Source organism: Spiroplasma endosymbiont of Monopis laevigella (genome assembly GCF_964019975.1).
In the GTDB taxonomy this organism is placed as follows: domain Bacteria; phylum Bacillota_I; class Bacilli_A; order Mycoplasmatales; family VBWQ01; genus Spiroplasma_E; species Spiroplasma_E ixodetis_A.
Window position 1 is genome coordinate 1,052,235 of the sequence record NZ_OZ026473.1, and the last position, 26,101, is coordinate 1,078,335.

Genomic DNA, 26,101 nt, shown 5'->3' on the forward strand with positions numbered 1-26,101 from the left:
TAATTATTAATAAGACAAATGATGATTTAGTAATTAAAGAAAATTTAATTGAAGATGTAGATTTTAAATAAAATATTAGTATATAATTTATAATAAAAATATTCAAAGTATAATATAAAAATTCATAATTAAAAATTGATTGAAACTAATTATAGTTTTCAATCAATTTTTTTAATATTTCTTTAGAAACTTGTGGATTTGCTTGTCCTTTAGTTAGTTTCATTAATTGACCCATAAAAAATTTTAATGCTTTTTCTGGATTGACTTTATAAATAGTAATCATGTTTTCATTTGCTTTTAAAATTGTGATTAATATTTTTTCTAAATCATTACTATCACTTACTAAAGTAATACCTAATGTTCTAATAAGATCGGTAGGGCTTTTTTCACTATTAATCATAATTGCATTTAATAACTGTTTACTTTGTTTATCATTAATTTTTTGCTCATAAACTAGACTAACTAATTGTGATAGATTATTAGCAGTAAGTTCGCTGTTTTTAATAGTAGTGTTATTAATATTACAATAAGCTTGCACAGGACCTACTAAATAATTAAACGTAGGTAATATTAAATTATTAATGGCAACTGTTTGTTCAAAAATAGTTAATATTTCTACTTTGTCAATTAATAAATTAATATCTTTTATTGGTAAATTGTATTGTTTTTTTAATCTTTCCATTATTTGTTTAGGCAATTCAGGAAGATTTTTAGCAATCATTTTGATTCATTTTTCGTCTAGTTGAATTGGAAAAATATTTGGTTCAGGAAAGTATTTATAATCAATTTTATTTTCTTTGCTACGCATGCTAATGGTTTTATTAGTTTTTTCATCAAATCTTCTAGTTTCAAGATTAATTTTTTGTTTTTTATTTAAAATATTAGTTTGACGATTAATTTCATCATTTATTGCTAAAGTAATATTATGTGTAGAATTTAAATTTTTAATTTCAACTTTGGTACCTAAAGTATCACTACCATGTGGTTTTAACGATATATTAATATCGCATCGTAATGAACCTTCATTCATTTTAGCATCACTAACTTGTAAATGAATTAATAATTGACGTAGAGTATTAATATATGCTACTACTTGTTCGCTTGTGTTAAAAATTGGTTTAGTAACAATTTCTAATAAGGGAATTCCTGCTCGATTATAGTCTAGTAATGTTTTTTTATTATTATGAATTTGTTTTGCTGTGTCTTCTTCAATATGTAAGCGTTCAAAGCTAACAATAAATTCTTCATTATTTACAACTATTGGTAATTCACCGTTTGTACCAATTGGATGAAAAAATTGTGTGATTTGATAACCTTTAGGTAAATCGGGATAAAAATAACTTTTTCGATCAAAACGTAATAGTGGATCAATATTCATTTTTAAAGCAGTACATGTTTGAATTGCCATTATAATAACAGCTTGATTAACTGTTGGTAATGTTCCTGGATAGCCACAATCAATGGCATTAATTTGAGTATTTGGTTTTTGACTAAAAGTATTGGCGGCGTTGGAAAAACATTTAGTTTTAGTTTTTAATTCACAGTGGATTTCAATACCCATTACAACATCATATTTATTATTCATGATCATCACCTAGTAGTTTATTATTAAAATTAATTTTTTTACTTAAAAATGAAGCAATATTCAATATAACTTGATCATTGAAAGGTGCACCATTAATATTAAAACCAATCGGTAAACCATTAACAGTAGTTAACGGAATATTAATGCTTGGTCCACCATTTAAGTTAGAAAGTAGTAGTAAGTCTTCTAAATAATCATGTTCACTTTTAATAACTTTTTTTTGTTCTAATACATCTTTAATTTTTGGAGCTGGATTAATATTTGGCATAATAATGAAAGCATCATATTTTTTAAAGATAGTATTTAAATGTTCAACAATTAATCTTCTTACTTTTTTAGCTTTGTTAAATAATTCTTCTTGATGATTTTCAGATAAAGCATATGCACCAATAATGTATCTGCGTTTTACCATATCACCGAAACCAAATGTTCGTGAATTTGTCATAACTTCTTGATAATTTTTACCATTTTTACGAACACCAAAATTAATACCAGTTAGATTTGCATGGCAACTGGTTGCTTCAGCAAAAGAAATAATCATGTAGACTGGTAATAAAGATTGTAATAATTCTTTATTAAATTCAATTTGTTGAACTTTTGCACCACCATCAGTTAAATGCTTTATTGCTTCATCAAAACTAGATTTAACTATATCATTTCACTGATAATCATTATAATTTAAAATACCAATATTTTTACCTTCTATATTTTGATTTAAGTTTTTAGTATAGTTTTTTTCTTTACTTTGAACACTAGTAAAGTCTTGTTCATCAAATAAAGCAATACTATCCAAGACAATGGCAATATCTTCGACATGATTAGTAAATATACCAACTGTGTCTAAACTTGGAGCATAAGGAAAAACACCATTTCGTGAAATTAAACCATACGTTGGTTTAAAACCAACAATACCACAATAAGCGGCAGGTTTACGTATTGAATCACCAGTATCTGTTCCTAAAGCAAATGGTACAATTCCAGCAGCGACTAAAGCTGCACTGCCACTAGAACTACCACCAGTGATATGTTTTAAATTCCAAGGGTTTAAGACATGACCAGTAGCTGCATATAAACCATCTCCACCCATTCCTAGTTCATCAAGAGCAGTTTTAGCTATATTAATGGCTTTATTATTTGTTAATAACATATTAACAGTACTGTCATAATTAGGAATAAAATTAGCAAGAATTTTTGATGAACCTGTTGTTAAGAAATTAATAGTAGCAATATTATCTTTCATTACAAATGGAATTGCTGCTAATAAATTATCATTAATTTCTTGTTCAGTAATTAATTTTGTTTGTTTAATGGCATTTTGTTCTAGTGAAGTAACAACAGCATTTAATTTTTTGAATTGTTCTAATCGTTTGTATACTAATTTAGTTAATTGATCTGGAGTAAGTATTTTTGTTTTTAATAATTCATGAAGTTGACGAATTGAAAGTTGGTGGTAATTAATTTTCATGATTAATCACCTGATTAATACTAATGTAATTATTTTCAACTTCTGGAGCAATATTTAAAACACTTTTAGACGTTAAATGAGCTCCAACATTATCGGAACGTAATAAATTATTAATAATAGGAAATGGGTAATTTAAAGGTTCAATATCATTTGTATTGATATTTGTTACAATTTCCATTTGTTTTTCAATAGCTTTAAATTCTAGTAAAAGATTTTCACATTGTTCTTCGCTTAAATTGAACATAAGTTCGTTAGCAAATTCATGTAGCATTTTTGTTGTCATTTTCTTTTCAATTTTATCCATTTTTAGCTACCTCTTTCAATAAATTTTGTAATTGCTCTTCATTAATAATTTTAACATTAAGTTTGCGTGCTTGTGCTAATTTATTTCCCGGATTTTCTCCAACAATTAAATAAGAAGTATTATTACTAATAGTATTGGTAATTTTAGCACCATAGTTATTTAATAATTCAATGAATTCGTTACGACTTTTAGTTAAAGTTCCTGTTAAGACAAAAGTTTTACCATTCAATACTTGTGATTGGTTTTTTTGTAAATAATTAAAGTTAAGTTTAAAGTTTTGCAAGTTATTAATTAGTTGTTGATTAGTAGGATTAAGGAAATAATCAATAACACTAGTAGCGATTATTGGACCAATTTCATTAGTATTAGCTAGATCATCAAAGGTTGCTTCCATTAAGTTATTTAAAGTTAAATATTTTTTTGCAAGAATAATTGCTGTTTTTTGACCAACATGGCGAATTCCCAAACCGAATAAAAGTCTTTCTAAGGAATTTTGTTTTGATAGAATAATTGAATTAGCAAGATTAGTGAAAGATTTTTCACCAAAACGTGGTAATGATAGTATTTCTTTTCGTAAATTAACTAAATTGTAAATATCACTAATAGTTTTAATTCATTTTAAATCTAAAAAACGTAATAATATTTTTTCATTTAAACCAATAATATCCATAGCATTTCTTGAACAGAAGTGCATTAATGATTTAAGAATTCGTGATGGACAGTCACTATTAATGCAAAATTGATCAACTTCTGGCGGAACTTGTTCTAATTTTGTTTTACAAACCGGACAATGTATAGCTTTTTTAAAAATAATATTGTTTATTTGACGATTACTAATAATTGGTGCAATTACTTCTGGAATAATATCACCAGCTTTTTTAACACTTACTAAATCATTAATACGTAAATCACGATTAATAATATAATCACCATTATGAAGTGTGGCAAAAGTAACGGTAGTACCAGCAATTATCACTGGTTGTAATCTAGCATTATAGGTTATTTTTCCTGTTCTACCAACAGTTGGAAATATATCTAAAAGTTTAGTAACACTAGTAACAGCAGGAAATTTATAAGCTATTGCTCATTTTGGTGCCTTATTAGTTCTTCCTAACATATCATAACTGGTTAGATCATTAATTTTAATGACAATACCATCAATTTCATATGGTAATGTATTTCTTAACTTTTCATATTTCTGAATATAAATTCATACTTCTTCAATATTTTTACATAACTGTCATTGTTCATTAATTTTGAAACCATATTTTTGTAAGGTAAATAATGCTTGTTCATGGGTTTTAATATTATCATTAGTAGCATTAATATAATAGTAAAGAAAGCCATCTAATTTTCTTGAATTAACAATATTAATATCAAGTTGACGAATAGTACCAGCTGCAGCATTGCGAGGATTAGCAAAGAGTGGTAAGTTTTGTTGTTGTTTTTCATTAATGCGATTAAATTCTTCTTTACTTAAATATATTTCTCCTCTTACTTCTAATTTAGAATTAATTGGTATTATTTTTGGTATTGTTTTAATTGTCAAAATATTATTGGTAATGTCTTCACCAGCAATTCCATCACCTCTGGTAGCAGCAGTTTTTAATTCTCCTTTTTCATAAGTTATGGAAATTGATAGACCATCAATTTTTAGTTCACAAACATATTCAATGTTATTTTCTGATAATGTTTTTTTAATTTGTTGATCAAATTTTAGTAAATCTTCATAATTAAAGGCATTACCCAAACTTAGCATTGGTTGTTGGTGAAAAATTTTTGTTAAAGAATTAATTGGTTTATTACCAACAGTTTTAGTTGGAGAATCATTACTATTAAATCGGGGATATTGTTCTTCTAATTTTACTAATCTATGATAGGCGCTATCATAAAGTTCATCACGAACAGTAGGTGCATCTAAAACATGATATTCATAATTTCATTGTTTAATTTGGTTTCTTAATTGTATTATTTCAATTTTAATATCATTATTTTTGTTACTCATATTACTTTCTCCCCTAATTGGTTTGTTAATAAGACATAATTAATTATAAATGAATTATTACTTTAATTGTAATATTGTTTTATAAAAGTATAATTTAGTAATGTAAATAAAATAAATAAATAATAATATACATTTTTTTAAAAAAATGATTATAATAAAATTAGTATTAAAAAATAATGGCTAATTAAGTATTTGGTTTTTTAAACTCCTATTAAGTTTATTTGACTTAAAGGTTTTTTTGTATATAACTAGAAACATTTTTTAATATTAACCTTTGATAAGTTTTAAGTATAGTATTAAAACTAAAGATAATTACTTTAATTTTATATGAGTTAGGAGTAAGTTATGAAAGATACATATGCATCTGTTCGTTTAGCACAAAAGCCAGAAAATGCTTTTGCTTGTCATCGTTGTGGTAGGGTTATTTTAATTGCCGAATTTTTAGAAGCAAAAAATATTCAATTGAATTGTAATCGATGTGGTTTTAAAAAACATGTTGAAAAAATCAAAATAGAAAAAAAATCAGAAATTAAAAAAACTAGAATTGCTGCTATTTCTTCCAAAAATTCTTCTAAAAAATAACTTAGCTTAGATTAATATTAATAATATTATAAAAAAAAGAACTCAGTTGAGTTCTTTTTTACTTATTTTTTATTTTTTTCATTTAAATACTCTTGATAATTATTATTTACTTGTTCTCAATTGATAACTTTTAATAATGCTTGTAAGTATTTCTCTTGTTCATTTTTATATTGTAGATAATGTGCATGTTCTCATACATCAATAGCGATCAATGGGTACATGTTCAAGAATCATGGATTGTCTTGATTAAAAGTTTTGTATAGTCTTAATGTACCATTATTATCAATTACTAATCATGCTCAACCACTTCCAAAAATATCCATGGCAGTTTTTGTTAAAGCAGCTTCAAATTTTTCATAAGATTCAAAGCGATTAATGATTGCTTTACCAATAGCTGATTTTTCATTAAAACCTTTATTTTTCCCCAATATTGAAAAGAAAAGATTATGATTAATTACTCCCCCACCAAATTGTCGAATGCTACTTTGTAATTTTTTTACATTACAAGTTTCTTTATCCTCACATATATCTTCTAATTTACAATAATTACTTAATAAACGATTTAGTTCCCCTTTAGTTTCAAGATTATAATCAGAAAAAACTTTCGGATGTTTATCCATCACTAATTTTAAAGAAGTTAAATATTTCTTATGAAGTTCTTCATAATGATGTTTAATTGTTTCTTGTGAAATGTAAGGTTCTAAAGCATCATAATTATATGGTAAATCGATAATATTAATCTTGTATTTAGGCATTCTTTTCTATCCTCCTTTTCTTTTTAAACTATTCACATATAAATATTGCATTGCATTATAATAAATTAATGTAAAATTACAAGTTTATTATATTACAAGATTTCTCACTATATGTTATACTAAAAATTAATATTAAATACTAATTTTACTAACAAAGGGTGAAAGTTTTCGTGCAGTACTTATACATGTTTAATAAAAAATCTAATCAAATTAATGTTTCTCACAACAATGATATCATACGTAGAATTAATGTAAACCAAACTGATAACATTAATAGTAATAATTTAGAAAAAAATGAACAAAAACAATCATTTATTGATAAATTTACTTCAAAATCACTTAGTTGTGATGACACCAATAACTTTAATTTCAAAACAGCCAGTTGAACTCTAACAATAATTTATCTTATATCTTTTATTATAATTCCAATTCTTTATAGTTTAATCAAAACTTATGCTGTAAAAGATACTAGTCAAAGTTCATTTCTTAGTCTTTTTATTTTTAGTTTATTGCCAATTTTTGGCTTAGTTGTTTCACTTGGTATTGATTGAGAAGATATGATTAAAAAAGGCGGGTGGGCTGCTTATAGTCATAGTGTATTTGGTTTTATTAGTGTAGTATTTGTTCTTTTATTTTTTATTGCAACAAAAGTTATTAGTGGTAAAGATGATGATGTAACTTCGCTTGCTACTACATTTTTAATTCAACAGTTATTTCAATTGTTAGGATCAATTTTAGTATTAGTATTTTGTAGATCATTACGTGAGAGAATTATTACTACTTTAAAAGAAGCAAAATTAGATTTAATAACTTGAGTTACCATTTTTGCTGTTATTGGTACTATTTTAAATATTATTTTCAACATAATTCCTAAATTTAGTGAATTTAATATGTTAACAAGTAATAATACTTCAAAAAATCAAGATGTTTTAAACTTATTAATGAATAGTCCGTATGGCATTTTTGTTTTAGTTCTTAGTACTATTTTTATTGCTCCAATTAATGAAGAAATATCATATCGTCATGGTACTTTTACCATTGTTCGTTATCGTTGATTAGCATATGCAGCTTCATTAATTTATTTCCCATCAATGCATGTTATGGATAGTGGTGATTGAAATAATATTATTGGTTATTTAGGATTTAGTATTATATTACCCTTATTATTTATAATGACACGGGGTAATACTACATATACTATTGGTTTACATGCTTTTTCTAATCTAATTGCAACTATTTCTGGTTTTATTAATAAAAATTAAAAGGAGAAATTATGACTACCTTAACAATTACTGCCAATGATGCTGATCAAACTTTAATTAATTATTTAAAAAAAGTATTTAAAACACTACCACTGTCAAAAATTTATCGTTTATTTAGAACAAAAAAAATCAGAGTTAATAATAAAACTACTACTGATTTTAAATATCGCTTACAAGAAAATGATTTAGTAGTCATTTATGAAAGTAATTTAGTTGTTAACTATAAACCAGAAAAAATTACTAAAGAAGCACCAATTGAATTGTTTTATGAAGATGATAATTTTTTAATTGTTAATAAAGATCATAATATTGTTGTCCACCAACCATATGGTTCTTGCTTAGATAACATGGTAAAATATTATTTACAACAAAAATACCCGAAGAAGAAACGTGAGCAAACATTTAATATTAGTCATCAGTATCGTTTAGATAAACTAACTAAGGGTTTAATTATTTATCCAAAAAATAAAATGACACAAAACGCACTTCATAATGCTACTAAAAATGGTCAAATTATTAAAAAATATTTGGCTATTTGTTCTGGCCAATTAACTAAAAATTTAAATATTTCTGATTATATTACTCATGATGAGTTAACAATGAAAATGAAATTTTCAATTGAACCAAGTGAACAAAGTAAAAGTTGTAGCACCATCTTTACACCAATATTTAATACTAAAGACTTTACTTTAGTTGAGTGTCAATTAGTTACTGGTAGAAAACATCAAATTCGTAGTACTTTACAATTTTTAAATTTGCCAATTGTTGGTGACACTAAGTATGGGTCAACAATAGTTACCCCTAATAAAATTGCATTATTTGCTTATTATTTGTCATTTAATGATTTAGAAGAACCATTTACTTATTTGAATGATCAAAATTTTATAATAAAAGATTTAAAAACAGATTTAATTAAACAGATTAAAAAAGAAAAATGATAAAATGTAATCTATACTAATATATAGATTACATTTTTATTTTTTTGCTATTTTTTATTTTTAATAGTGATTAATAATATTGAACTTTTAATTTTGGGTTGTTAACATATTTAAATAAAAAACAAAATTAGTTTTATTTATATAGATTGGGTGAAGTAATGACAACTAAAAAAGGTATTTTTAATACAATTGTTGGTGTTATCATGACAATTGTTATCTCTATTTTACAGTTAACTTTTCTTTATGTTACTGGCTTAGCATACGGTGAAAAAATTAATGGTTTAATTCGTGTTATTATTTCTTTTTTGACTTACCTTAGTTTGACAGAAGGAGGACTTGGTTTAATTACCATTTTTTCTTTATATCGTCCGTTACAAAATGATGATTATGAAACCGTCAACGATATTATTAATACGACAAGAAAAAATTATCATCATTCAGGAAGAATATATTTAATTATTCTTGTCAGTGCTGGTTTTATTTTAGGATTAGCTAGTGTTCATTTACCAGAAATTGGTTTAGATATGGAAATTCCTTTTTGACAAGTAGCACTTATTATTATTTCTTTAGGATCACGTGAATTAATCTTTTTTTATTTTAGTGGTGCTTATCAAAATTTAATTCAAGCTGATCAAAAAGGTTATTTAAATCGTTTAATTTTTATTTTTTCAGAGATTATTATGTATATTTTACTAATGACGTTATTAGTTATTAGAAAGTCTGATGGTAAACCGATAGATATGTATATTCCTTTTTTTGCTTATTTTGTTTGTGGTGTATTAAAAGCATTTGTTACTTTTATCGTTATTAAAATTGAATATCCATGATTACAACATAAAAAATGAACACAACAAAAAAGGATGCTAAAACAATCGTGATGAGTAGCCCTGAATCGTTTACCTGACATGATTATTTCTAACATTGATATTATTTTAATTACTTTATTTTTATCACTGACAACAACATCAATTTACACTATTTATATTATTATTGCTACAACGATGCGCTCAATTGCTTTAATTTTAATTAGTTCTTTTCGCGAAGTTTTTGGATATTGAATTGCCAAAAGTGGACGAATTAGATGAACTGTCTATACTAAATTTGAGTTATATGCTTATATGATTGCTGGTTTTTTATTTATTAATCAATTTATTATTACTCAATATTTAGTGTCTGCTTTAAGTATTACAAATATTAATAATTCTGATGGTAATTTTGATTCTTCAAAAAATCTTTTTATTAATTTATTTTTGTCACAACCATGATTTATTTTACTTTTATCTTTAAAAAATACAATTCAAGTGGCAACCGAACCAGGAAAAGTTATTGTAAATGCTACTGTAAAACACAAAGAAACAATTTGAGGTTCATATATTCAATCAATAATCAATCTTGTTTTAGGTGTTATTTTGGGTTGAATACTATCAAATTTAGGTTGAAAACATCAAAGTTATCAATATTTATCATTAAGTTTATATATGATTCTTTTATCAAGTTGTATTGGTTGAGTTTATCGTTTAATTTCAATCTGAGTTTATGTTTGAAAACATTTGACGTATAATAGTGATTTACGTTTTATTATTCAAAATACTTTAGTGTTAATTATTCCAATTTTAGCAGTAACATTATTTGGATGTCTTTATTTCTTTGATAAATATCCACCAACATATAATTTCACAGATTATAGTTTTGTATTACGAGTTATCGGTTATTCATTATTGTATTCATCAATTTTAATTTTTGGTTTAGCAATGACTATTAATTTTCGTCAGTTTTGATCAATTTTTAATTTTAAGAAATTTTTTACTAATTTATTTTCACGTAAACGTAAGCAAAAAGCATTTATGAATCAAGAAGTACAAGAATTTTTTAAAGATAGTAATAAACCTAAAAATAACTTTACTAATAAAACATTTGATTGAACTGCTACTTATCAAAGTACCAATATGAACGTTGATGACTTTATTGAACAAAAGTTGTTACGAAGAAAAAAAGAAGTAGATATTAAAAGTGAAACAAAAGAATCTGAAAATTATTCTATTCGCGTTGGTATTTATAAAATTAGAGGTTAGTTTATTTAAGGAGTGAATTACATGTTATTAAATGAAGAATGATTTGTAGAAAATATTGTTGAAGAAAAATATTTAGAATTATTAAAGCGTAATTATCCTCAACATCAACTTAAAGATTTATTTTTATTGAACATTGATTTACGTTTATTGTATTTAAAACATATTTTAATGATTGAAAATTCTTTAAAAAATGCTTTATTACATCAACTTTTTAATGATAATGTTCAAAATTTAGATAATGCTACTTTTCTTAATCCAGAACACCTAGCTCAAATGAAAACAGCTTTACGTTTGATTCGTGCTGGTTATAATAAATATAATAGAAGTGGTGTTTTAAAATCACGAACAATACGCAGTTTAATAGAAGTTATGTCATTTGAATGAACAATGAAATTATTACAAACTTTAAATGATAAAAGTATCGCTAAGATTGCTCATTATTTTGGTATCAAAGAATTTAATGATAGTAAAATTTTATTAGAACAGTTAGAATATATTAAAGATGTTCGTAATTATTTATCACATAATTTTAAAGTATTAGCAATTCAATTTAAGTATAAAGAACGGTTCGCTTATTATGAACAAACTTTAAATGCTAATAATGATCATCATTATTTGCACTTATTAATTACTCGTTTTTCTAGTAAAAACCAATTACTAGCGCCATTTAATGTTGATTATGAAAATTTATTGGGAGCGTACCGAAGATGTCGATAACTAAAAAGTTTTAAAAATAGCTCCTTTCTTTTTTAAATCCTTAAATTAAAAATAAATGACAAAAGATGAGAATAAAAATCTTGTCTTTTTTTGTAATTGTAAAATTTTAAAATTTTTAAGAACCCTCTTTAACGCTATTATCAACACGTGTTAGGGAACTAAAAAAGTGAACTACAACACAGTTGTTAAAAATAGTAGCTAGCATGTGGACTTGCATGGATAAATAAAAAGTGGAGTGATACCTAATAAAATATACTAACCATTTAATGGTAATTCTTGGGGTGGGAGCGGATTGGAAACTAGTATATATAGACCTGCTTAGGGAACCTACTATATTAATTCTATTCTTTATTTAACCAACCTTGCCACTCACCAGTGAGCAAGTGTTGGTTTTATTTTTTATTTTTTTTGAAAAATTTTTGAGCCCAGAATTTCTGGAATGAATAAAACTAATAATAGTATTATTAATAATTTAAAAATCAAAATATATGTCCTTTATGCTAGAAGCAACAGGACATATTAGGAAAGGATTATTATGCAAATAGAATTTAAAAAAGAACAAATTGTTAAAGATAAACCACAATCTATTCTTATTGATTATGTTGAATATAAATTATCACTTCCAAAATGAATGATTAAAAATAATTCTTTTATTGTTGATAATAATTACACATATTGGGTTTTTAATTCTGAAAATATTAAAAGAGAATTAAATGGTGATGAATTAACAAAATTATTAGAACCATATTGGATGGGTTACACTTTATTGGACACTAATTACATAGACAAGTGAACAAATTAGTTAAAAGAAAGGAATTATAATTATGGTCACTATTAACTCATATTCAGATGAATTTAAAAAACAAATAGTAGCTTTATATCAAAGTGGCAAATCAGTATCTTGCCTTGTTAAAGAATACAATGTTACAAGAGCAGCTACTTACAATTGAATTAAGCAATTTACTAATTCAGGTAGTTTTAAAACTAAAGATAATCTTTCAGATTTAGAAAAACAATTAATTCAAGCAAATAAAGAATTAAAACAGTTACGAATGGAAATTGATATTTTAAAGCAAGCAGCACTAATAATAGGCAGAAAGTAGAGATTATTGCAAATAATAAATCTAAATATAAAATTCGCACAATGTGTCATTTTTTAAAACTCTCTAAATCAACATATTATTTTAATTTAAAGAAAAAAAATAAAATTCAAAATAATATTTATGAACAAGCTGTTATTAGTGCTTTTAAAGAAAATAAAGAAGTTTATGGTACTAGAAGATTAAAAGTCATACTAGCAAACCAATAAATTTATTTATCACGCAGAAAAATTAAAGAAATTATGAATAAGCATAATTTAATATCAAAATACACTAAATTATCATTCAAAAATTATCATAATAAAGTCAATGATAGTCAAATAACCAATCTTGTTAATAGAAACTTTAATAATAGAATTAAAAATGAAGTTATTGTTAGTGATTTAACTTATGTTCAAGTTAATGATAAATGAAACTATATTTGCCTATTAATCGACCTATTTAACCGCGAAATTATTGGACATAGTGTTGGAGTTAAAAAAGATGCATCATTAGTATATCAAGCATTTATGCAATCAAATCACTGTTTAAAAGATATTGAAATATTTCATACTGATCGCGGTAATGAATTCAATAATAAAACTATTGATAAACTTTTATTAGCTTTCAAAATAACTCGATCTTTAAGCAAAAAAGGATGTCCTTATGACAATGCTGTTGCTGAAGCAACTTTTAAAACTTTCAAAATTGAATTTATTAATGATAAAAATTTTACATCATTAATCCAATTAAAATTAGAATTATTTGATTACATCAATTGATATAACAACATAAGAATTCACAGTACTCTAAACTACCTAACTCCAATTAGTTATCAAAAACAAATGTCTACCAAAAAATAGTCCTAAAAAGGGTTGCCATTCCATATAATTAAATGACTAGAAAGAGTGAGTTACAGATGGCTAAAAAAGATAACTTTAATAAAAATGATCCAATATCAAAAGCAGTAGATTTATTACTAGAAAATACTGAAGATTTAACAACAGTTTTTAAACCTAGCGGTTTATATAAAGAATTAACAAAAAGATTAGTTGAAAAAATGTTGAATTCTGAAATGCAAAATTATTTAGGATATGAAAAAAATCAACATAGTACTACTGAAAATGCTCGTAATGGTACAAGTTCAAAAAAATTAATAACTCAACAAGGTAAAATTGAAATTGATGTACCAAGAGATCGCAATAGTAATTTTACTCCTGTAATAGTTCCTAAAAGGCAAAGAAGATTTGATGGTTTTGATCAACAAGTTCTTTCCTTGTATGCAAAAGGAATGACATTATCTGACATTAGAATGCAGTTGCAAGAGTTATATCATGGTGCTGATATTAGTGAAAGTGTTATTAGTCAAATTACTGATGATGTTATTGATGATGTTAAAGCATGACAAAATCGACCATTAGAAAGTATTTATCCTATTGTTTATTTTGATTGTATAGTAGTTAAAGTACGACAAGATAAACGGATTATTAACAAATCAGTTTATATAGCATTAGGAGTTGATTTAGAAGGCAAAAAAGATGTTTTAGGATTATGAATTAGTGAAAATGAAGGTTCTAAGTTTTGATTATCTAATTTCACAGAAATGAAAAATCGTGGCTTAAATGATATTCTTATTGCTTGTAGTGATAATTTAACAGGCATGTCAGAAGCAATACAATCAGTTTATCCTAAAACAGAACATCAATTATGCATTGTTCATCAAATTAGAAATAGTTTAAAATATGTTTCATACAAACATCGAAAAGGTCTAGTTGCAGATTTAAAACCAATTTATAGTGCATGTAGTGAAGAACAAGCAATGCAAGCTTTAGAATCGTTTGAAAGTAAATGAAATAAACAATATCCTCAAATTACTAAATCTTGATATAAAAATTGAGATAATTTAATGGTTTTTATTAGTTATCCAGTAGAAATCAAAAGAGTGATTTATACTACAAATGCTATTGAATCTGTTAATAGTCAATTACGAAAAATCATCAGAAATAAAAAAGTTTTTCCTAATGATATGGCAGTTTTCAAAATATTTTACTTGGCAATTGAAAATATAACAAAAAAATGAACATTGCCTATTCAAAATTGAAATACAGCAATTGCTCATTTTATGATAAAATTTGAAGACAGAATTAATCTAAATTAGTAACTTTGTAAAACAAAGATACACAGATTATTAAAAAGCCTCCTAAATTTTGATTGTACTGTGATAACATTTGTATTTTTTTATTTAAAGTTTCTAACTTTTCTTTTTCTAAAAGTAATCGTTTTTTTTCTTTAAGTAGTTTTTTGAACTTCTTCAGTTGCTTGATTACCAATTTTTGTTAATTTACCTTCTAGTAAAGAAATATTTTTTTCTTTCTCTTTTATTTGCATGCCATTTTCTTGTTGAATAGTTTCTAGTTTTATTTTTTCTTCCTTTAATTGATTAACTTCCATAACTAATTTTTGATTTTTATCTTCTACTGTTATTAATGTTTGTTGTGTTTTTGATAATTCTTGATTTAATTTTTCTAAAGCTTGGTTATTTTTATAATTTCTACTTTCTAATCTTTCTTTTTCTAAAGCTAACGCGAACTCTTTTTTTATTAATCTTTCAATACTTTTATTTTTTTGATCACGAATATTTCTCACTTTTTTTTGTACTTTTTCTAAATTATTACTTATTTGATTTATTTTTACACTATTTTGTTGCTTAATTTTTTCTAACTTTGTTTTTTCTCTTTCTAAGGTAGCAACTTTAGAAACTAAAAATTTAGTTTCATCAATTAATAGTTGTACTTTTTGCTTTTCTGCTATTAATTGTTGTTCTAATATTGCTGTTTCTTCTGCAGATTTAACTTTTGTTTTATCCAATTCTTCTTGTGTTTGCTTTAATTGTGCTTCTAATTCATTAATTTTTGCTTGTAAAATTTGATCTTGACTTAAAATTTCTGTTTTTTCTTCTTTTGCATCATTTTCTTGTTTTATACTTTGTTCTTTAATGTCATTTTCTTCTAAAATAACATCAATTTTAGTAATATCTTTTTCAAGTAAAGTCGTTAAACTACTTGTTGTAGATGATTCTGAATTATCTGTTTCATTAGTATTAATAAATTTTAAATGTTCATTTTTTTTGTTGTCTTTTTTCTTATTTTTTCTTTTTTTAACATTTGTTTTCTTTGTTTCTATTTTATGAGAATTATTAAAACTTTCTACTTGCATTAACGTTTCCTTTTTTGAAACATCATTATCATTTAAAACTTCTTGCAATTTTTGCTTTAACTTTTTAATCATTTCAATATTACTATCAATATTTTTTTCAATCTCGCTTAAATATTGCATTGAATCATTTTCATCAAAAATTTGATTTACAATTTTCGTTAAAGGCAATGGAGAAGTAACTGGTTTTTGAAACATTTCAAAAATAATTTTTGACAAATCAAAAATATTTTGAATTTTTAATTTAATTCCCTTAATTTTCAATTCATTCTTTTTAGATTTATTATTTTTAAAATCATAAATTTTATTTTCATATTCATCGAATAAATTTACAATTTCCTTTTTAAAAATTTTATCAAGTTCTTCAATATTTAATTTATATGGAATTTCAGAATTACTATCTTTAACTAAAATATCCTTAAATTTATTTTCTCTTGACATTATGTCCTTAATTTTTTCATATTAATTGCTTGTTAAACTAATTTTATTATCGCAATCTTCATCAGTAACAAAATATTTTGATTGATTAGCAATAAAGTTATAAATATTTAATACACCTAATTGATGATTTTCACAAATTGATTTAAAATGTTTTAATATTTCAAAATTATTATTTAATTGCTCTCTTAGTTTATTTAGCTTATTTAAGTCCTTACACGAACTAATTTTTTTAATAAAAAAAATATTATCATTTTTCAGGATTTCTATTTTCGTTTTCATAAATTCAATATTAGTAATATCTTTTTTAATAAAATCACTAAAATCACTAAATAATAAAGGATGATTAAAAACATTAATTATTAAAATAATTGAAATCAAACTTTTCAAACTGTATAAATTGGCTTGATCAATATATTGCAAAGAACTATGCAAATTTTTTCTAAACAATTGACTATCAAATTTTTCATCTTCCTATTGATAATATTTGGCAATATTACTAATAGAACTATCAATAGCATTATATTCTGCACAAGTTATATAAATAATATTAAGTGCAGTAATAATATCTTCTTTAGTTAATGTTGGTACTTGTGATTTTATTTTTTGTAAAATGTTAGTAATTAAATGTTTACCTACTGACATTATTTTTACTCCTATCTTTTTTAATCAATTAAAAGCTCATATAGCTATTAAATAGTTATATGAGCTCTAGTAGCTTTAATATTATATTGTAATAATCACTTTCAATTATAGATTAACTTTAGCTTTAATATTCAAAGTTGCTGAATTTTGTAACTGTGCCTTTATTGCATTGGCTACATGTTCAACATCGGTACCAATAACAATTTGCAAAGCTTCTTTACTCAAAATTTTAGTACCAAATGCTCCTGCGGCCTTAACTTTTGCCAAATTAACACGTGATGTATCTTTAACAATCAAACGTAACCTAGTAGCACAATTATCAATTTCAACAAAATTATCTGCACCAATTGCTTCAATTAATTTTGTTGCCATTAGTGTATATTTATCACTTTTAAGATTTTTATTGCTTAACTCTGATTTTGTTGTTACTTTACTTTCTTCAACACCAAAATCTTCTTCTCTTCCTGGTGTTTCAATATTCATTTTAGTAATTAATGTATAAAATACAATAAAATAAACTCCACCAGCAGCCACAATTAATAATAATACTCATAGTGGATTTGAAGTAATATGATAAGCACCAGTAGCATGATTAGCAAATCCTCATGATTGAGCAAAAGAAATGCAATAGTCAATAATTCCAGCACTAAAACCAAAACCAACTTGGATATGCAATGCTGTCGTTATTGCAATAAATATCCCTGTTAATAAGGCATGAATTACCAATAATAATGGGGCAATAAATACAAATGAAAATTCAATGGGTTCAGTGATTCCACTAATAAAAGAAACTAAAGCAACTCCTCCTAAAAATCCTGATACCATTTTTCTATTTTCTTTTTTAGCTGCCATAATCATAGCTAAGGCAGCAGCGGGAATACCACCCATCATAATAGGAAAGAAACCTGATTGAAAAAATCCAGATCCTTCAATACCTCTAGTAAAAGCATTAATGTCTCCATTTACTCATTCTGTTGTTCCAGATGCAGCACCTGTAATTGGAGATATTATCTGACCATTAATTGGTAATTGAAATCAAAAAAAAGTATTTAAGATTTGATGTAATCCAAAAGGTAATAATAAACGATTTAATATTCCATAAACAGCTGTTCCTGGAATAGCAACTGCTGGATTATTTGGATTAGCAACTAATTGACCAAATTTCATTAATACCAATTGAATTCATGGTCAAACAATAGCAAATGCCAAAGCAGTGGGAATAGTTATTGCTAAAGCCACCATTGGTGCAAATCTTCTACCACCAAAGAATGATAACGCTTGAGGAAGTTTGATTTCTTTATATTTATTATATAAAACTGCAGATAAACACCCCGCTACAATTCCACCAAAAACACCAATGTTTAATACATAAATACCACCGATAATAGTTTTACCATCTGTTCCAAATTCTTCTACATAAAATAATGACGAAAATTTTTCACCTTTACTTGATGTAAAAGTTAAAACATTTTTATATAACATTTCTGGTAATGAGTGTTCAATTGACGTCATTGCAGCTATTGCTAAATAAAATACTGCTCCAACTAATGCAGCTTCACCACGATGATCTTTAGCTAAACCAAATGCTAAACCCAAAGCAAATAATAATGGTAAATTATCAAATACTATTTTTCCTGGTTGTTGAATAATATATGAAATTCAATAACCCACTTCATTAGTAACATGCATAACACCAGCATCAGTTGTAGTAGTAAATGTAAGTCCTAATGCTCCAAATCTGTTTAAAATAGCAGCGAATGGTAATACTGCGATTGGAAACTGTAATGCTTTACCTAAGTCTTGTAAAAATTTTAAAACATTATTTCAAGGACTTTTTTCTTTTGAGGTTTTTAATTCAATATTACTATTTTTTGTTTGATTTTTTTCTTTATGTTTTTTTCAGAAAACTAAACCCATATTTTAACCCCTTCCTAAAACTTTTTCTTAATTTTTCAAAATTAAAACATTGAACTTATTGAAACTGATAATAGCACAATGGCACCAACTGTTGCACAAAACATTAAAAATATATAAAGAGCTTTATTTCAAAAATGAAAAACTTGATATGTAACTTTTTTTGGTTTAAATAAAAATTGCTCGTTAATCAGGCTCCTTTCTTTACGTAATTTTCTTTTAAATAAAAAAAACACAAGAAAAATAATACCAACACAAATCAAACCAATGATAAACATTATTCACATTGCCGATGTTGATAAACTTTTATTGTGCGATTCTAATGTTAAAAAATTTAGCATAATCATTTACACTTTCTAATCATTAGTTTTTTATCTTAATAAATATTATTATACAATAATTTTCTTTAAAATAAATATAATCACAAAATTTTACACTTTTTTATTGTTTATTATACAATGACTTACGCATTCTAAATCTTAATTTAATTGGTACACCCTGAAAACCAAATCGTTCACGAATTTGATTAATTAAAAAACGTTCATAAGAAAAATGACATCGTTGTGGATCATTTACCATTAAAATAAAAGTAGGCGGATTTTTTTCAACCTGTGTTGTGTAATATATCTTTAATCTACCACCTTTAAAGTAAGGCGGCTCATTAATTAATTGAGCTTTATTAATTATTTCATTAAGAATACTTGTTTTAATTCTTAAATTCATATTAACTAATACTTCATTAATAGTAGCAAATAAAGTATGAATTCTAGTATTTTCTAAAGCAGATAAATATACAACAAAAGAATACTCAAGATATTTAAATTTTTCTTTAATTTTTTTAGTAAACTCTTGCATTGTTTTTTCATTTTTTTTAACTAAATCTCATTTATTAACAATAATAATAACTGGCTTATCTAAATTTTTTGCCATTCCTGCTATTGTTAAATCTTGTTCTTGAATTTCAACACTACCATCTAATAAAAACAAAACAATATCACTACGTTCAATGGCATTAGTAGTTCTAATTAAACTATATTTTTCTAAATCTTCAGTAATTTTTCCTTTTCTACGAATTCCCGCAGTATCAATAACACAATATTGTTTTTTATTATAAACAAAATTACTATCAATAGCATCAGTTGTTGTTCCTGCTATTGGTGAAACAATAACTCTATTCTCTTGAAGAATAGTATTAACTAAACTTGATTTACCAACATTGGGACGACCAATAATTGCTAAATTAATATTTTCTTTTTTTTCTGTATGAACCTCTTTTGGTAACTTAGTAATTATCATATCTAATAAATCACCAAAACCAACACCATGACTAGCAGATACTAAAATTGGTTCGCCAAAGCCAACTTTTAAATAATCATAAATTTTATCATTATCTTTTTGAACATTATCATATTTATTTGCAATAATAATAACCGCTTTCTTAGTTCTGTATAATAATTTGGCAATATCTTCATCTTCGTGAGTTAGACCTTCTTGATAAGAACAAACAAATAAAACAATATCAGCCTCAGCTAAAGCAATATTAACTTGTTGATTGATTTGTTGAGTAAAATTAGTAATCGTTTTAGTAATACCACCCGTATCAATAATCACAAAATTTTGTGTTAATCATTCACCAATGCCATAAATTCGATCTCTAGTTGCTCCAGGCATATCTTCAATTATTGCTACTTTTTTTTGTAATATACGATTAAAAATTGAAGATTTACCAACATTAGGGCGTCCTACAATTACTACTTTTGGTAACTTATTCATTTTATTCAAATCCTTATATTTAAAATATTATTTTTTATGACTAAAGTAATTATCATATAAAATTTTTAATTTATCAACGGTCGTTTGTAAATTATAATCACTATTATCTAAAATAACTGCATCTTCAACAATTACTAGTTGGCCAGTGCTACGAGTTTTATCAACATTATCACGAATTACCATATCGTTATATACTTGTTCTTGCGTAATATTAATACCATCTTTAATATACTGTTTATATCTTCTTTCACTACGAGCGTGTAAACTAGAAGTTAAAAAAATCTTTAATTGAGCATCAGGTAAAACAACACTACTAATATCTCTGCCAACGACAATAAAGCCTTGACTTCTAACCATTTCTTGAATTCTAGCAACCATAACTTTTCTAACTTCAGATAACGAAGCAATTATTTGTACTTTACTAGTAACATTTTTATCATAAATTTCTTCTGTTGGTGGTTGATCATTAAATAAAAAATGACCATTAACTCATCTTATATCAAAAAGTTGTAGTGCTGCAAGTATTAAATCTTCACTTTCAAAAGCAATTTTATTTTTTAAACAATGATTAGTAAAACTACGATACATAATTCCTGTATCCATAAATTGATAATCAATTTTTTTAGAAAGCAAATATGCTGCCGCTGATTTACCACTAGCTGCTGGACCATCTATTGCAATATTAATCTTTGGGTACATTGTTTTTCTCCATTCTCTACTTAATAAATAATATTAATGATAATACTAACACGACTATTAAAATTAAACAAATAATGATAATACTAAATACTGTTAAACTTCATTTATAATTATGCTTAATTTTAATTTTTTGTAATTCATCTTGAAAATTATTATGTTCTTGATTAATTTCTTTTAGTCCTTTATTAAGATCACTATTATTTATTTTATACTTTTTATATTTAAATTCTAAATTTTTAACAAAATTTTTGACATCATGAATTTTACTTTCTAAGTCTTTTTGAAATTCATTTATTTTATTATGCATACTATTAATTAACGTTTGATATTCCAAGTTAGTACTTATTAATGGCACATCAACTATTTCAAAATCAATATTTTCACTATATTTTTTTAAAATATTATTAATATTTTCTAACATATTTTCCAATATTAATTTATCATTATCATCTAAATGTTGTTCATTATTTTTAATAAAATAATTTTCAAAATTAACTAAATTTAAATCAGAATTTAATTTTTGAAAAATTGGCTCAAAATATGATTGATCAATTTTTATTAGTTGCTGATAATAATTTTCTATTTTTTGTTCTTGTTCTCAAAGCTTACTATTTTCTTTAATTTCTTTAGTAATTTGTTCACGTAAACTTTTATACTTTTCCATTCTTGTCATTAAAGCACCCACAAATTAATATTTAAAAAATTCCAATACTGATTTATTTTTAATAGTAATAATAATTTTCTTGATTATAACATAAATATATAAAATCATTATAATATACAAATTTAACTATTGATAATATTGATAATATTTTAAAAAATAATTGTTTTTGCTTAGTTTTGTTTTAAACATTATTAAACATTATTAAAATAAAATATTAGCAAAATTTATATTTTTATGCAAGCATTATTTTTTTATTGTATATTCATTTTTTCAATTATAGACTTAAATTAAGATTTACAAAAAATATTTTTATCTAATATCACTTTCACATTATTATAAATATCTTACTATTATCGATATTAAAAATAAAAAAATATTACATTAGGTAAATCTTAATCTTAAAATAAACTAAAACTAAAAATAATAATTTATTTTAGTAACAAAGGAGAATAAAATATGCAAAAAACTACATTTATTTTAGGGTATTTAAAAATTGAACATACAACTACTACTGGAAATACTGATAGTAATAATATTAATGTACTAGATAACGTTGATCCTATTAGTGTGCAAGCTAACTTAAACAGTATGGTTCCATATATTAATCAAATATTAGAAGCTTTACCAGCTACAGAAAAAGTTGCGTTTTTAAAAGATGAACAATATCCAAATGGAACATTCGTATTAGTAACAAGTGCTGGTATAACACCAATTGTACCACAATATTTACTTACTAGACTTCAAGAAACAGCTCCAAAAGCATATATATTAGCACAAGGTCAACAATGAGGATGATCAATTGCTAGTCAAACAGATGTTTCTATTAACGATTTAGAAAATCAATTTGAAGAACATACAAAAAAATGTTTAAATGCATATATAGCTTCAGGAGATGAACTAGATTATAAAATGGATTTCATTTATAAAGTTGTAGCAACCGTACCTAATGCGCCACAAGTAACTGCTAGTTCATCAGTTAAATTCCACTTTACTGTTAAAGCAGTTAAAAAAGCGTAATTAAATAATTTTAGTAATTCATAAAATATAATATTTTTTATATTTTCTTAGTACCTAGGTCAATTTAGTATTACTAAATAACCTAGGTTATATTATTAAATAAAAGGAGAAGTACTAATGAACAATAAAAATATCAATGAAAAAATTAAAATTATAATGAAAACAAAAATAACCAATAACGAAGAAAAAAATGAAAACAAAAATAACACTAATAATAATTATGAAACGGTAAGATATAAAGTACCTGTTTTTGATTTTAATGATGTTAATCAAATTAAAGAAAACTTAAATAGTATGACTATTTATATTACTCAACTTTTAGACTTATCACCACTCACTAGAATATTCTTATTAAAAAATAATGACTATCCAAGTGGAATGTTTGCAGTAAGGGATAGAAAAACAACAACAGAAAAAAATATAACATTATCGCCGAACAAGTAACATTAGATTATATGCGTAATTTGTTTCAATCAGCTTATAACCAAGCCAGTATTAATAAAACCTGAGAATGATTCATTAATGATTTAAACAATGTTACTATTCCAAATTTAACAAATTCATTTAAAGAACATTTAGAAAAATGCAGAATAGAAGCAATTTCAGTAGGTGATCAATTTTTAAACTACAAAATGAATTATCCAATAACAATCAAGGTAATGATTGAAGGCAAAGTTGTTGATGTAACTTCAAGTGAAACTTTTGAATATACTGTCAAAATTGCTGATTTTAATAATAATGATTAGATTCATTAATTAACTAAATAAAAATACATAAATTCTAATAAATATTTATCAAAAATAATGTTATTGTTATTTTACTTTTTAGGAAATTTAAAAATATAATAATTATATAAAAAACAAATTATACTTATAGATAAAAATATAGGAGTTAAAAATATTGTAAAAACAACACCACATCTTACATTTGAAATGTTAAATCAATCATTTAAATTATTATTAAATACATCTAAAATTCCATTTAAATGAGAATACTCTTTATATTTTCCTGCGATTAATCCAAAACCATTAGTGACTAATTCTGTATGACTTCCTATTAACACTTTGCTAGTAAGTAAACTTAATCCAATTATCATAAATAAAAACCCAAGAATAATAATTGCTAAAATAAATCAATTAATTTTTTTATAATTTACCATTTTTTACCCCCGTTTCTTTTTTATTTTCTTAAGCAGAGAATTTACAATTACTTAGTTTTGTAAATCATTATTTTTTCTTTAATTTAATATTCATTAATTATACATACATTTATTAAACATTTCTGTTAAAAACAATTTTAATTGCATTAATTATTAAAAATAAAAAAAATGATCATTGTTGATCAATAGTTTAGAGGTGAATACACATGAAATCAAAAGTTATCGTAATCACAGGGGCTTCTAGTGGTATTGGTATGGAAACAGCTAAGTTATTAGCAAGCGCCGGTCATAAATTAATTTTAGCTGCAAGAAGAGAAGAAAAACTTAAGGCATTAGTTACTAGTATTAAAAATAAAAATGGTGAAGCAAATTATTTAGTAACTGATGTCACCAAACATCATGAGGTAGAAAAACTAGCACAATTTGCAATTAAAACATTTAATAAAATTGATGTTTGAATTAATAATGCAGGAATTATGATACTAACATCTTTAAAACAAAAAAACATTAAAGACTGAGATGAAACAATTGATGTCAATATTAAAGGAACACTTTATGGTATTGCTGCATCATTACCATTAATGTATCAACAAAATTCAGGTCATATCATTAATATTTCATCAATTGCTGGTCATTTTGCTCATGCTGGTGAAGCAGTTTACTCAGCAACAAAATGAGCAGTTAGAGCAATTAGTGAATCATTAAGAGAAGAAGTAGCAAAGGATAAAACTAATATTAGAATTACAGTAATTTCACCTGAAGCAATCAATACTGAATTATTGAATAGAGTAACTGATAAAGAATTTAGTTCTGAATTTAAAGAATATTATAAAACTTATAGCATATCTGCCGAACGAATAGCACTAACAATAAAACAAGCAATTGAATTACCTGCTGATGCTACTTGAAATGAAATTATTATTAGACCAACCAATGAAATAATGTAAAAATAAAAAAAATAAAGAATATTTATCTAATTTTTGAATTTTAAAATACTTTAGACAATTCTTTATTATTTTTTAATTTTAAAAGAGAGAGAAATTTAATATTAAGAATTTTTATATTTTTAATTGTTTTAAGAAATTATTCTTTCAAAGTATTGTCACTATAACTTACAATTTTATTATTTAAATTTAAATTTTTATTAATACCAATATTGGCAATTGTATTAATACTTGATATTGGTAATGTTTTTACTCTAAAAGATAAATCATGAATTTCAGTTTCATTTAAGACACGAAGTTCTCCATTGATTAAGTATTCATCACCAATTCTAAAGTTTTTAATTCAAGTTGCACGATTAAGATCAGCATAACTAATATCTTCCTCGCGAAAACTTAAACTTAAAATAGAATTATTATTAGATTTTTTCAATTTAATAATAGATAAGTTATCACCTAATAAGCCTAGGCTTTGCTCATGTTGTTCAATTGAATTTCTAATAATAGGAATTATTAAACATTTTTGATCAGGAGTTTGTGTTCAAATGATAACCGTTTCAAGTTTGCAACCATTACAATATTGATAATTACAATTTATATTTTCACATCTAGTTTCGTTAGTTGTTTTTGTTAATGGCACATTGGCAAAATAAATGCCACAATTTATAATATTATGCATTTAATAAACCTCATTTTCTAAAGTTTTAATAATACTTTTACTATAAACAAACTTAATTACCATAAAAGAGTAAATTTGACCTTAAACTTAATACTTTTAAATTATAATGATATAAATTTTAAAATGTTTTTAATTATTAGTCTGTATAAATTTTGGTTTAAGGGTAAGTGGGAATATTAATTTATGAAATTGGAA

General features: G+C 24.5%; 25 protein-coding genes and 1 pseudogene. 12 read left to right on the plus strand and 14 right to left on the minus strand.

Annotation, left to right across the window (positions count from 1 at the left end; genetic code table 4):
- Window positions 1–145: 145 nt before the first annotated feature.
- The 4 genes from gatB to ligA are packed head-to-tail and all read right to left on the minus strand — an operon-like array spanning window position 146 to window position 5,359.
- The gene (gene gatB / locus AACK94_RS05630) at window positions 146–1,585 is read right to left on the minus strand and encodes an Asp-tRNA(Asn)/Glu-tRNA(Gln) amidotransferase subunit GatB (protein ID WP_338975463.1); all 1,440 of its coding nucleotides are present in this window, start codon (window positions 1,583–1,585) and stop codon (window positions 146–148) included.
- Window positions 1,578–3,050 carry an amidase family protein gene (locus AACK94_RS05635; RefSeq protein ID WP_338975464.1) on the minus strand — a complete coding sequence of 491 codons (1,473 nt, stop codon included), beginning with the start codon at window positions 3,048–3,050 and terminating at the stop codon, window positions 1,578–1,580. The genes gatB and AACK94_RS05635 overlap by 8 nt, the downstream gene beginning before the upstream one ends.
- The gene (gatC, locus tag AACK94_RS05640; protein ID WP_286640705.1) at window positions 3,040–3,354 is read right to left on the minus strand and encodes an Asp-tRNA(Asn)/Glu-tRNA(Gln) amidotransferase subunit GatC; all 315 of its coding nucleotides are present in this window, start codon (window positions 3,352–3,354) and stop codon (window positions 3,040–3,042) included. The genes AACK94_RS05635 and gatC overlap by 11 nt, the downstream gene beginning before the upstream one ends.
- The gene (ligA, locus tag AACK94_RS05645) at window positions 3,347–5,359 is read right to left on the minus strand and encodes an NAD-dependent DNA ligase LigA (protein ID WP_338975465.1); all 2,013 of its coding nucleotides are present in this window, start codon (window positions 5,357–5,359) and stop codon (window positions 3,347–3,349) included. The genes gatC and ligA overlap by 8 nt, the downstream gene beginning before the upstream one ends.
- Window positions 5,360–5,704: 345 nt before the next feature.
- On the opposite strand from ligA, the gene AACK94_RS05650 reads away from it, so the two are divergent.
- Entirely contained in the window at window positions 5,705–5,941 is a 237-nt protein-coding gene (locus AACK94_RS05650) for a hypothetical protein (protein ID WP_281748081.1), read from the plus strand.
- Window positions 5,942–6,003: 62 nt separating this feature from the next.
- Here AACK94_RS05650 and AACK94_RS05655 read toward each other — a convergent pair whose 3' ends face one another.
- Window positions 6,004–6,696 carry a superoxide dismutase gene (locus tag AACK94_RS05655; RefSeq protein ID WP_338975466.1) on the minus strand — a complete coding sequence of 231 codons (693 nt, stop codon included), beginning with the start codon at window positions 6,694–6,696 and terminating at the stop codon, window positions 6,004–6,006.
- Window positions 6,697–6,881: 185 nt separating this feature from the next.
- On the opposite strand from AACK94_RS05655, the gene AACK94_RS05660 reads away from it, so the two are divergent.
- The 7 genes and pseudogenes from AACK94_RS05660 (at window position 6,882) to AACK94_RS05690 (ending at window position 14,922) form a co-directional block, all read left to right on the plus strand.
- Entirely contained in the window at window positions 6,882–7,958 is a 1,077-nt protein-coding gene (locus AACK94_RS05660; protein ID WP_338975467.1) for a type II CAAX endopeptidase family protein, read from the plus strand.
- Between the two features lie 11 nt (window positions 7,959–7,969).
- Window positions 7,970–8,899, plus strand: coding sequence for an RluA family pseudouridine synthase (locus AACK94_RS05665; protein ID WP_338975468.1), 930 nt, complete (start codon window positions 7,970–7,972; stop codon window positions 8,897–8,899).
- A 155-nt stretch (window positions 8,900–9,054) separates the two neighbouring features.
- Window positions 9,055–10,968: a hypothetical protein gene (locus AACK94_RS05670; protein ID WP_338975469.1), complete on the plus strand. Its 1,914-nt coding sequence runs from the start codon at window positions 9,055–9,057 to the stop codon at window positions 10,966–10,968.
- A gap of 21 nt (window positions 10,969–10,989) precedes the next feature.
- Complete coding sequence (locus tag AACK94_RS05675; protein ID WP_338975470.1) at window positions 10,990–11,685, plus strand: Abi family protein; 696 nt, start codon at window positions 10,990–10,992, stop codon at window positions 11,683–11,685.
- Between the two features lie 535 nt (window positions 11,686–12,220).
- Window positions 12,221–12,487 carry a hypothetical protein gene (locus tag AACK94_RS05680; RefSeq protein WP_338975471.1) on the plus strand — a complete coding sequence of 89 codons (267 nt, stop codon included), beginning with the start codon at window positions 12,221–12,223 and terminating at the stop codon, window positions 12,485–12,487.
- A 22-nt stretch (window positions 12,488–12,509) separates the two neighbouring features.
- A pseudogene (locus AACK94_RS05685) lies at window positions 12,510–13,627 on the plus strand (IS3 family transposase).
- Window positions 13,628–13,683: 56 nt separating this feature from the next.
- Window positions 13,684–14,922: an IS256 family transposase gene (locus tag AACK94_RS05690; protein ID WP_338976364.1), complete on the plus strand. Its 1,239-nt coding sequence runs from the start codon at window positions 13,684–13,686 to the stop codon at window positions 14,920–14,922.
- A gap of 131 nt (window positions 14,923–15,053) precedes the next feature.
- Here AACK94_RS05690 and AACK94_RS05695 read toward each other — a convergent pair whose 3' ends face one another.
- The 7 genes from AACK94_RS05695 to AACK94_RS05725 all read right to left on the minus strand — a co-directional run bounded on the left by AACK94_RS05695 (window position 15,054) and on the right by AACK94_RS05725 (window position 22,110).
- Entirely contained in the window at window positions 15,054–16,418 is a 1,365-nt protein-coding gene (locus AACK94_RS05695) for a hypothetical protein (protein WP_338975473.1), read from the minus strand.
- A gap of 21 nt (window positions 16,419–16,439) precedes the next feature.
- Window positions 16,440–16,805, minus strand: coding sequence for a hypothetical protein (locus tag AACK94_RS05700; protein WP_338975474.1), 366 nt, complete (start codon window positions 16,803–16,805; stop codon window positions 16,440–16,442).
- A gap of 84 nt (window positions 16,806–16,889) precedes the next feature.
- Window positions 16,890–17,060 (minus strand): hypothetical protein, encoded by a 171-nt coding sequence (locus AACK94_RS05705; RefSeq protein WP_338975476.1) that lies wholly within the window; start codon window positions 17,058–17,060, stop codon window positions 16,890–16,892.
- A gap of 105 nt (window positions 17,061–17,165) precedes the next feature.
- The gene (locus tag AACK94_RS05710; RefSeq protein WP_338975477.1) at window positions 17,166–18,977 is read right to left on the minus strand and encodes a PTS transporter subunit EIIC; all 1,812 of its coding nucleotides are present in this window, start codon (window positions 18,975–18,977) and stop codon (window positions 17,166–17,168) included.
- A 438-nt stretch (window positions 18,978–19,415) separates the two neighbouring features.
- The gene (gene der, locus AACK94_RS05715; protein ID WP_338975478.1) at window positions 19,416–20,747 is read right to left on the minus strand and encodes a ribosome biogenesis GTPase Der; all 1,332 of its coding nucleotides are present in this window, start codon (window positions 20,745–20,747) and stop codon (window positions 19,416–19,418) included.
- 27 nt (window positions 20,748–20,774) lie between these two features.
- The gene (gene cmk, locus AACK94_RS05720; protein ID WP_338975479.1) at window positions 20,775–21,446 is read right to left on the minus strand and encodes a (d)CMP kinase; all 672 of its coding nucleotides are present in this window, start codon (window positions 21,444–21,446) and stop codon (window positions 20,775–20,777) included.
- A 16-nt stretch (window positions 21,447–21,462) separates the two neighbouring features.
- Window positions 21,463–22,110, minus strand: a complete 648-nt coding sequence (locus AACK94_RS05725; protein ID WP_338960413.1) for a hypothetical protein — start codon at window positions 22,108–22,110, stop codon at window positions 21,463–21,465.
- Between the two features lie 456 nt (window positions 22,111–22,566).
- On the opposite strand from AACK94_RS05725, the gene AACK94_RS05730 reads away from it, so the two are divergent.
- From AACK94_RS05730 to AACK94_RS05740, 3 genes are all read left to right on the plus strand, one after another.
- Window positions 22,567–23,127 carry a hypothetical protein gene (locus AACK94_RS05730; protein ID WP_338975480.1) on the plus strand — a complete coding sequence of 187 codons (561 nt, stop codon included), beginning with the start codon at window positions 22,567–22,569 and terminating at the stop codon, window positions 23,125–23,127.
- Window positions 23,128–23,244: 117 nt separating this feature from the next.
- Window positions 23,245–23,571, plus strand: coding sequence for a hypothetical protein (locus tag AACK94_RS05735; protein WP_338975481.1), 327 nt, complete (start codon window positions 23,245–23,247; stop codon window positions 23,569–23,571).
- Window positions 23,572–23,582: 11 nt separating this feature from the next.
- The gene (locus AACK94_RS05740; RefSeq protein ID WP_338975482.1) at window positions 23,583–23,873 is read left to right on the plus strand and encodes a hypothetical protein; all 291 of its coding nucleotides are present in this window, start codon (window positions 23,583–23,585) and stop codon (window positions 23,871–23,873) included.
- 71 nt (window positions 23,874–23,944) lie between these two features.
- Here AACK94_RS05740 and AACK94_RS05745 read toward each other — a convergent pair whose 3' ends face one another.
- A complete protein-coding gene (locus AACK94_RS05745; RefSeq protein ID WP_338973668.1) occupies window positions 23,945–24,286 on the minus strand; it encodes a hypothetical protein in 342 nt (113 codons plus the stop codon).
- A 206-nt stretch (window positions 24,287–24,492) separates the two neighbouring features.
- Between AACK94_RS05745 and AACK94_RS05750 the strand changes: the two genes are divergently transcribed.
- A complete protein-coding gene (locus tag AACK94_RS05750; RefSeq protein WP_338975483.1) occupies window positions 24,493–25,233 on the plus strand; it encodes an SDR family oxidoreductase in 741 nt (246 codons plus the stop codon).
- A gap of 136 nt (window positions 25,234–25,369) precedes the next feature.
- Here the strand turns inward: AACK94_RS05750 and AACK94_RS05755 are convergent, their stop codons facing one another.
- Window positions 25,370–25,906 (minus strand): hypothetical protein, encoded by a 537-nt coding sequence (locus AACK94_RS05755; protein WP_338975484.1) that lies wholly within the window; start codon window positions 25,904–25,906, stop codon window positions 25,370–25,372.
- Window positions 25,907–26,101 lie beyond the last annotated feature (195 nt).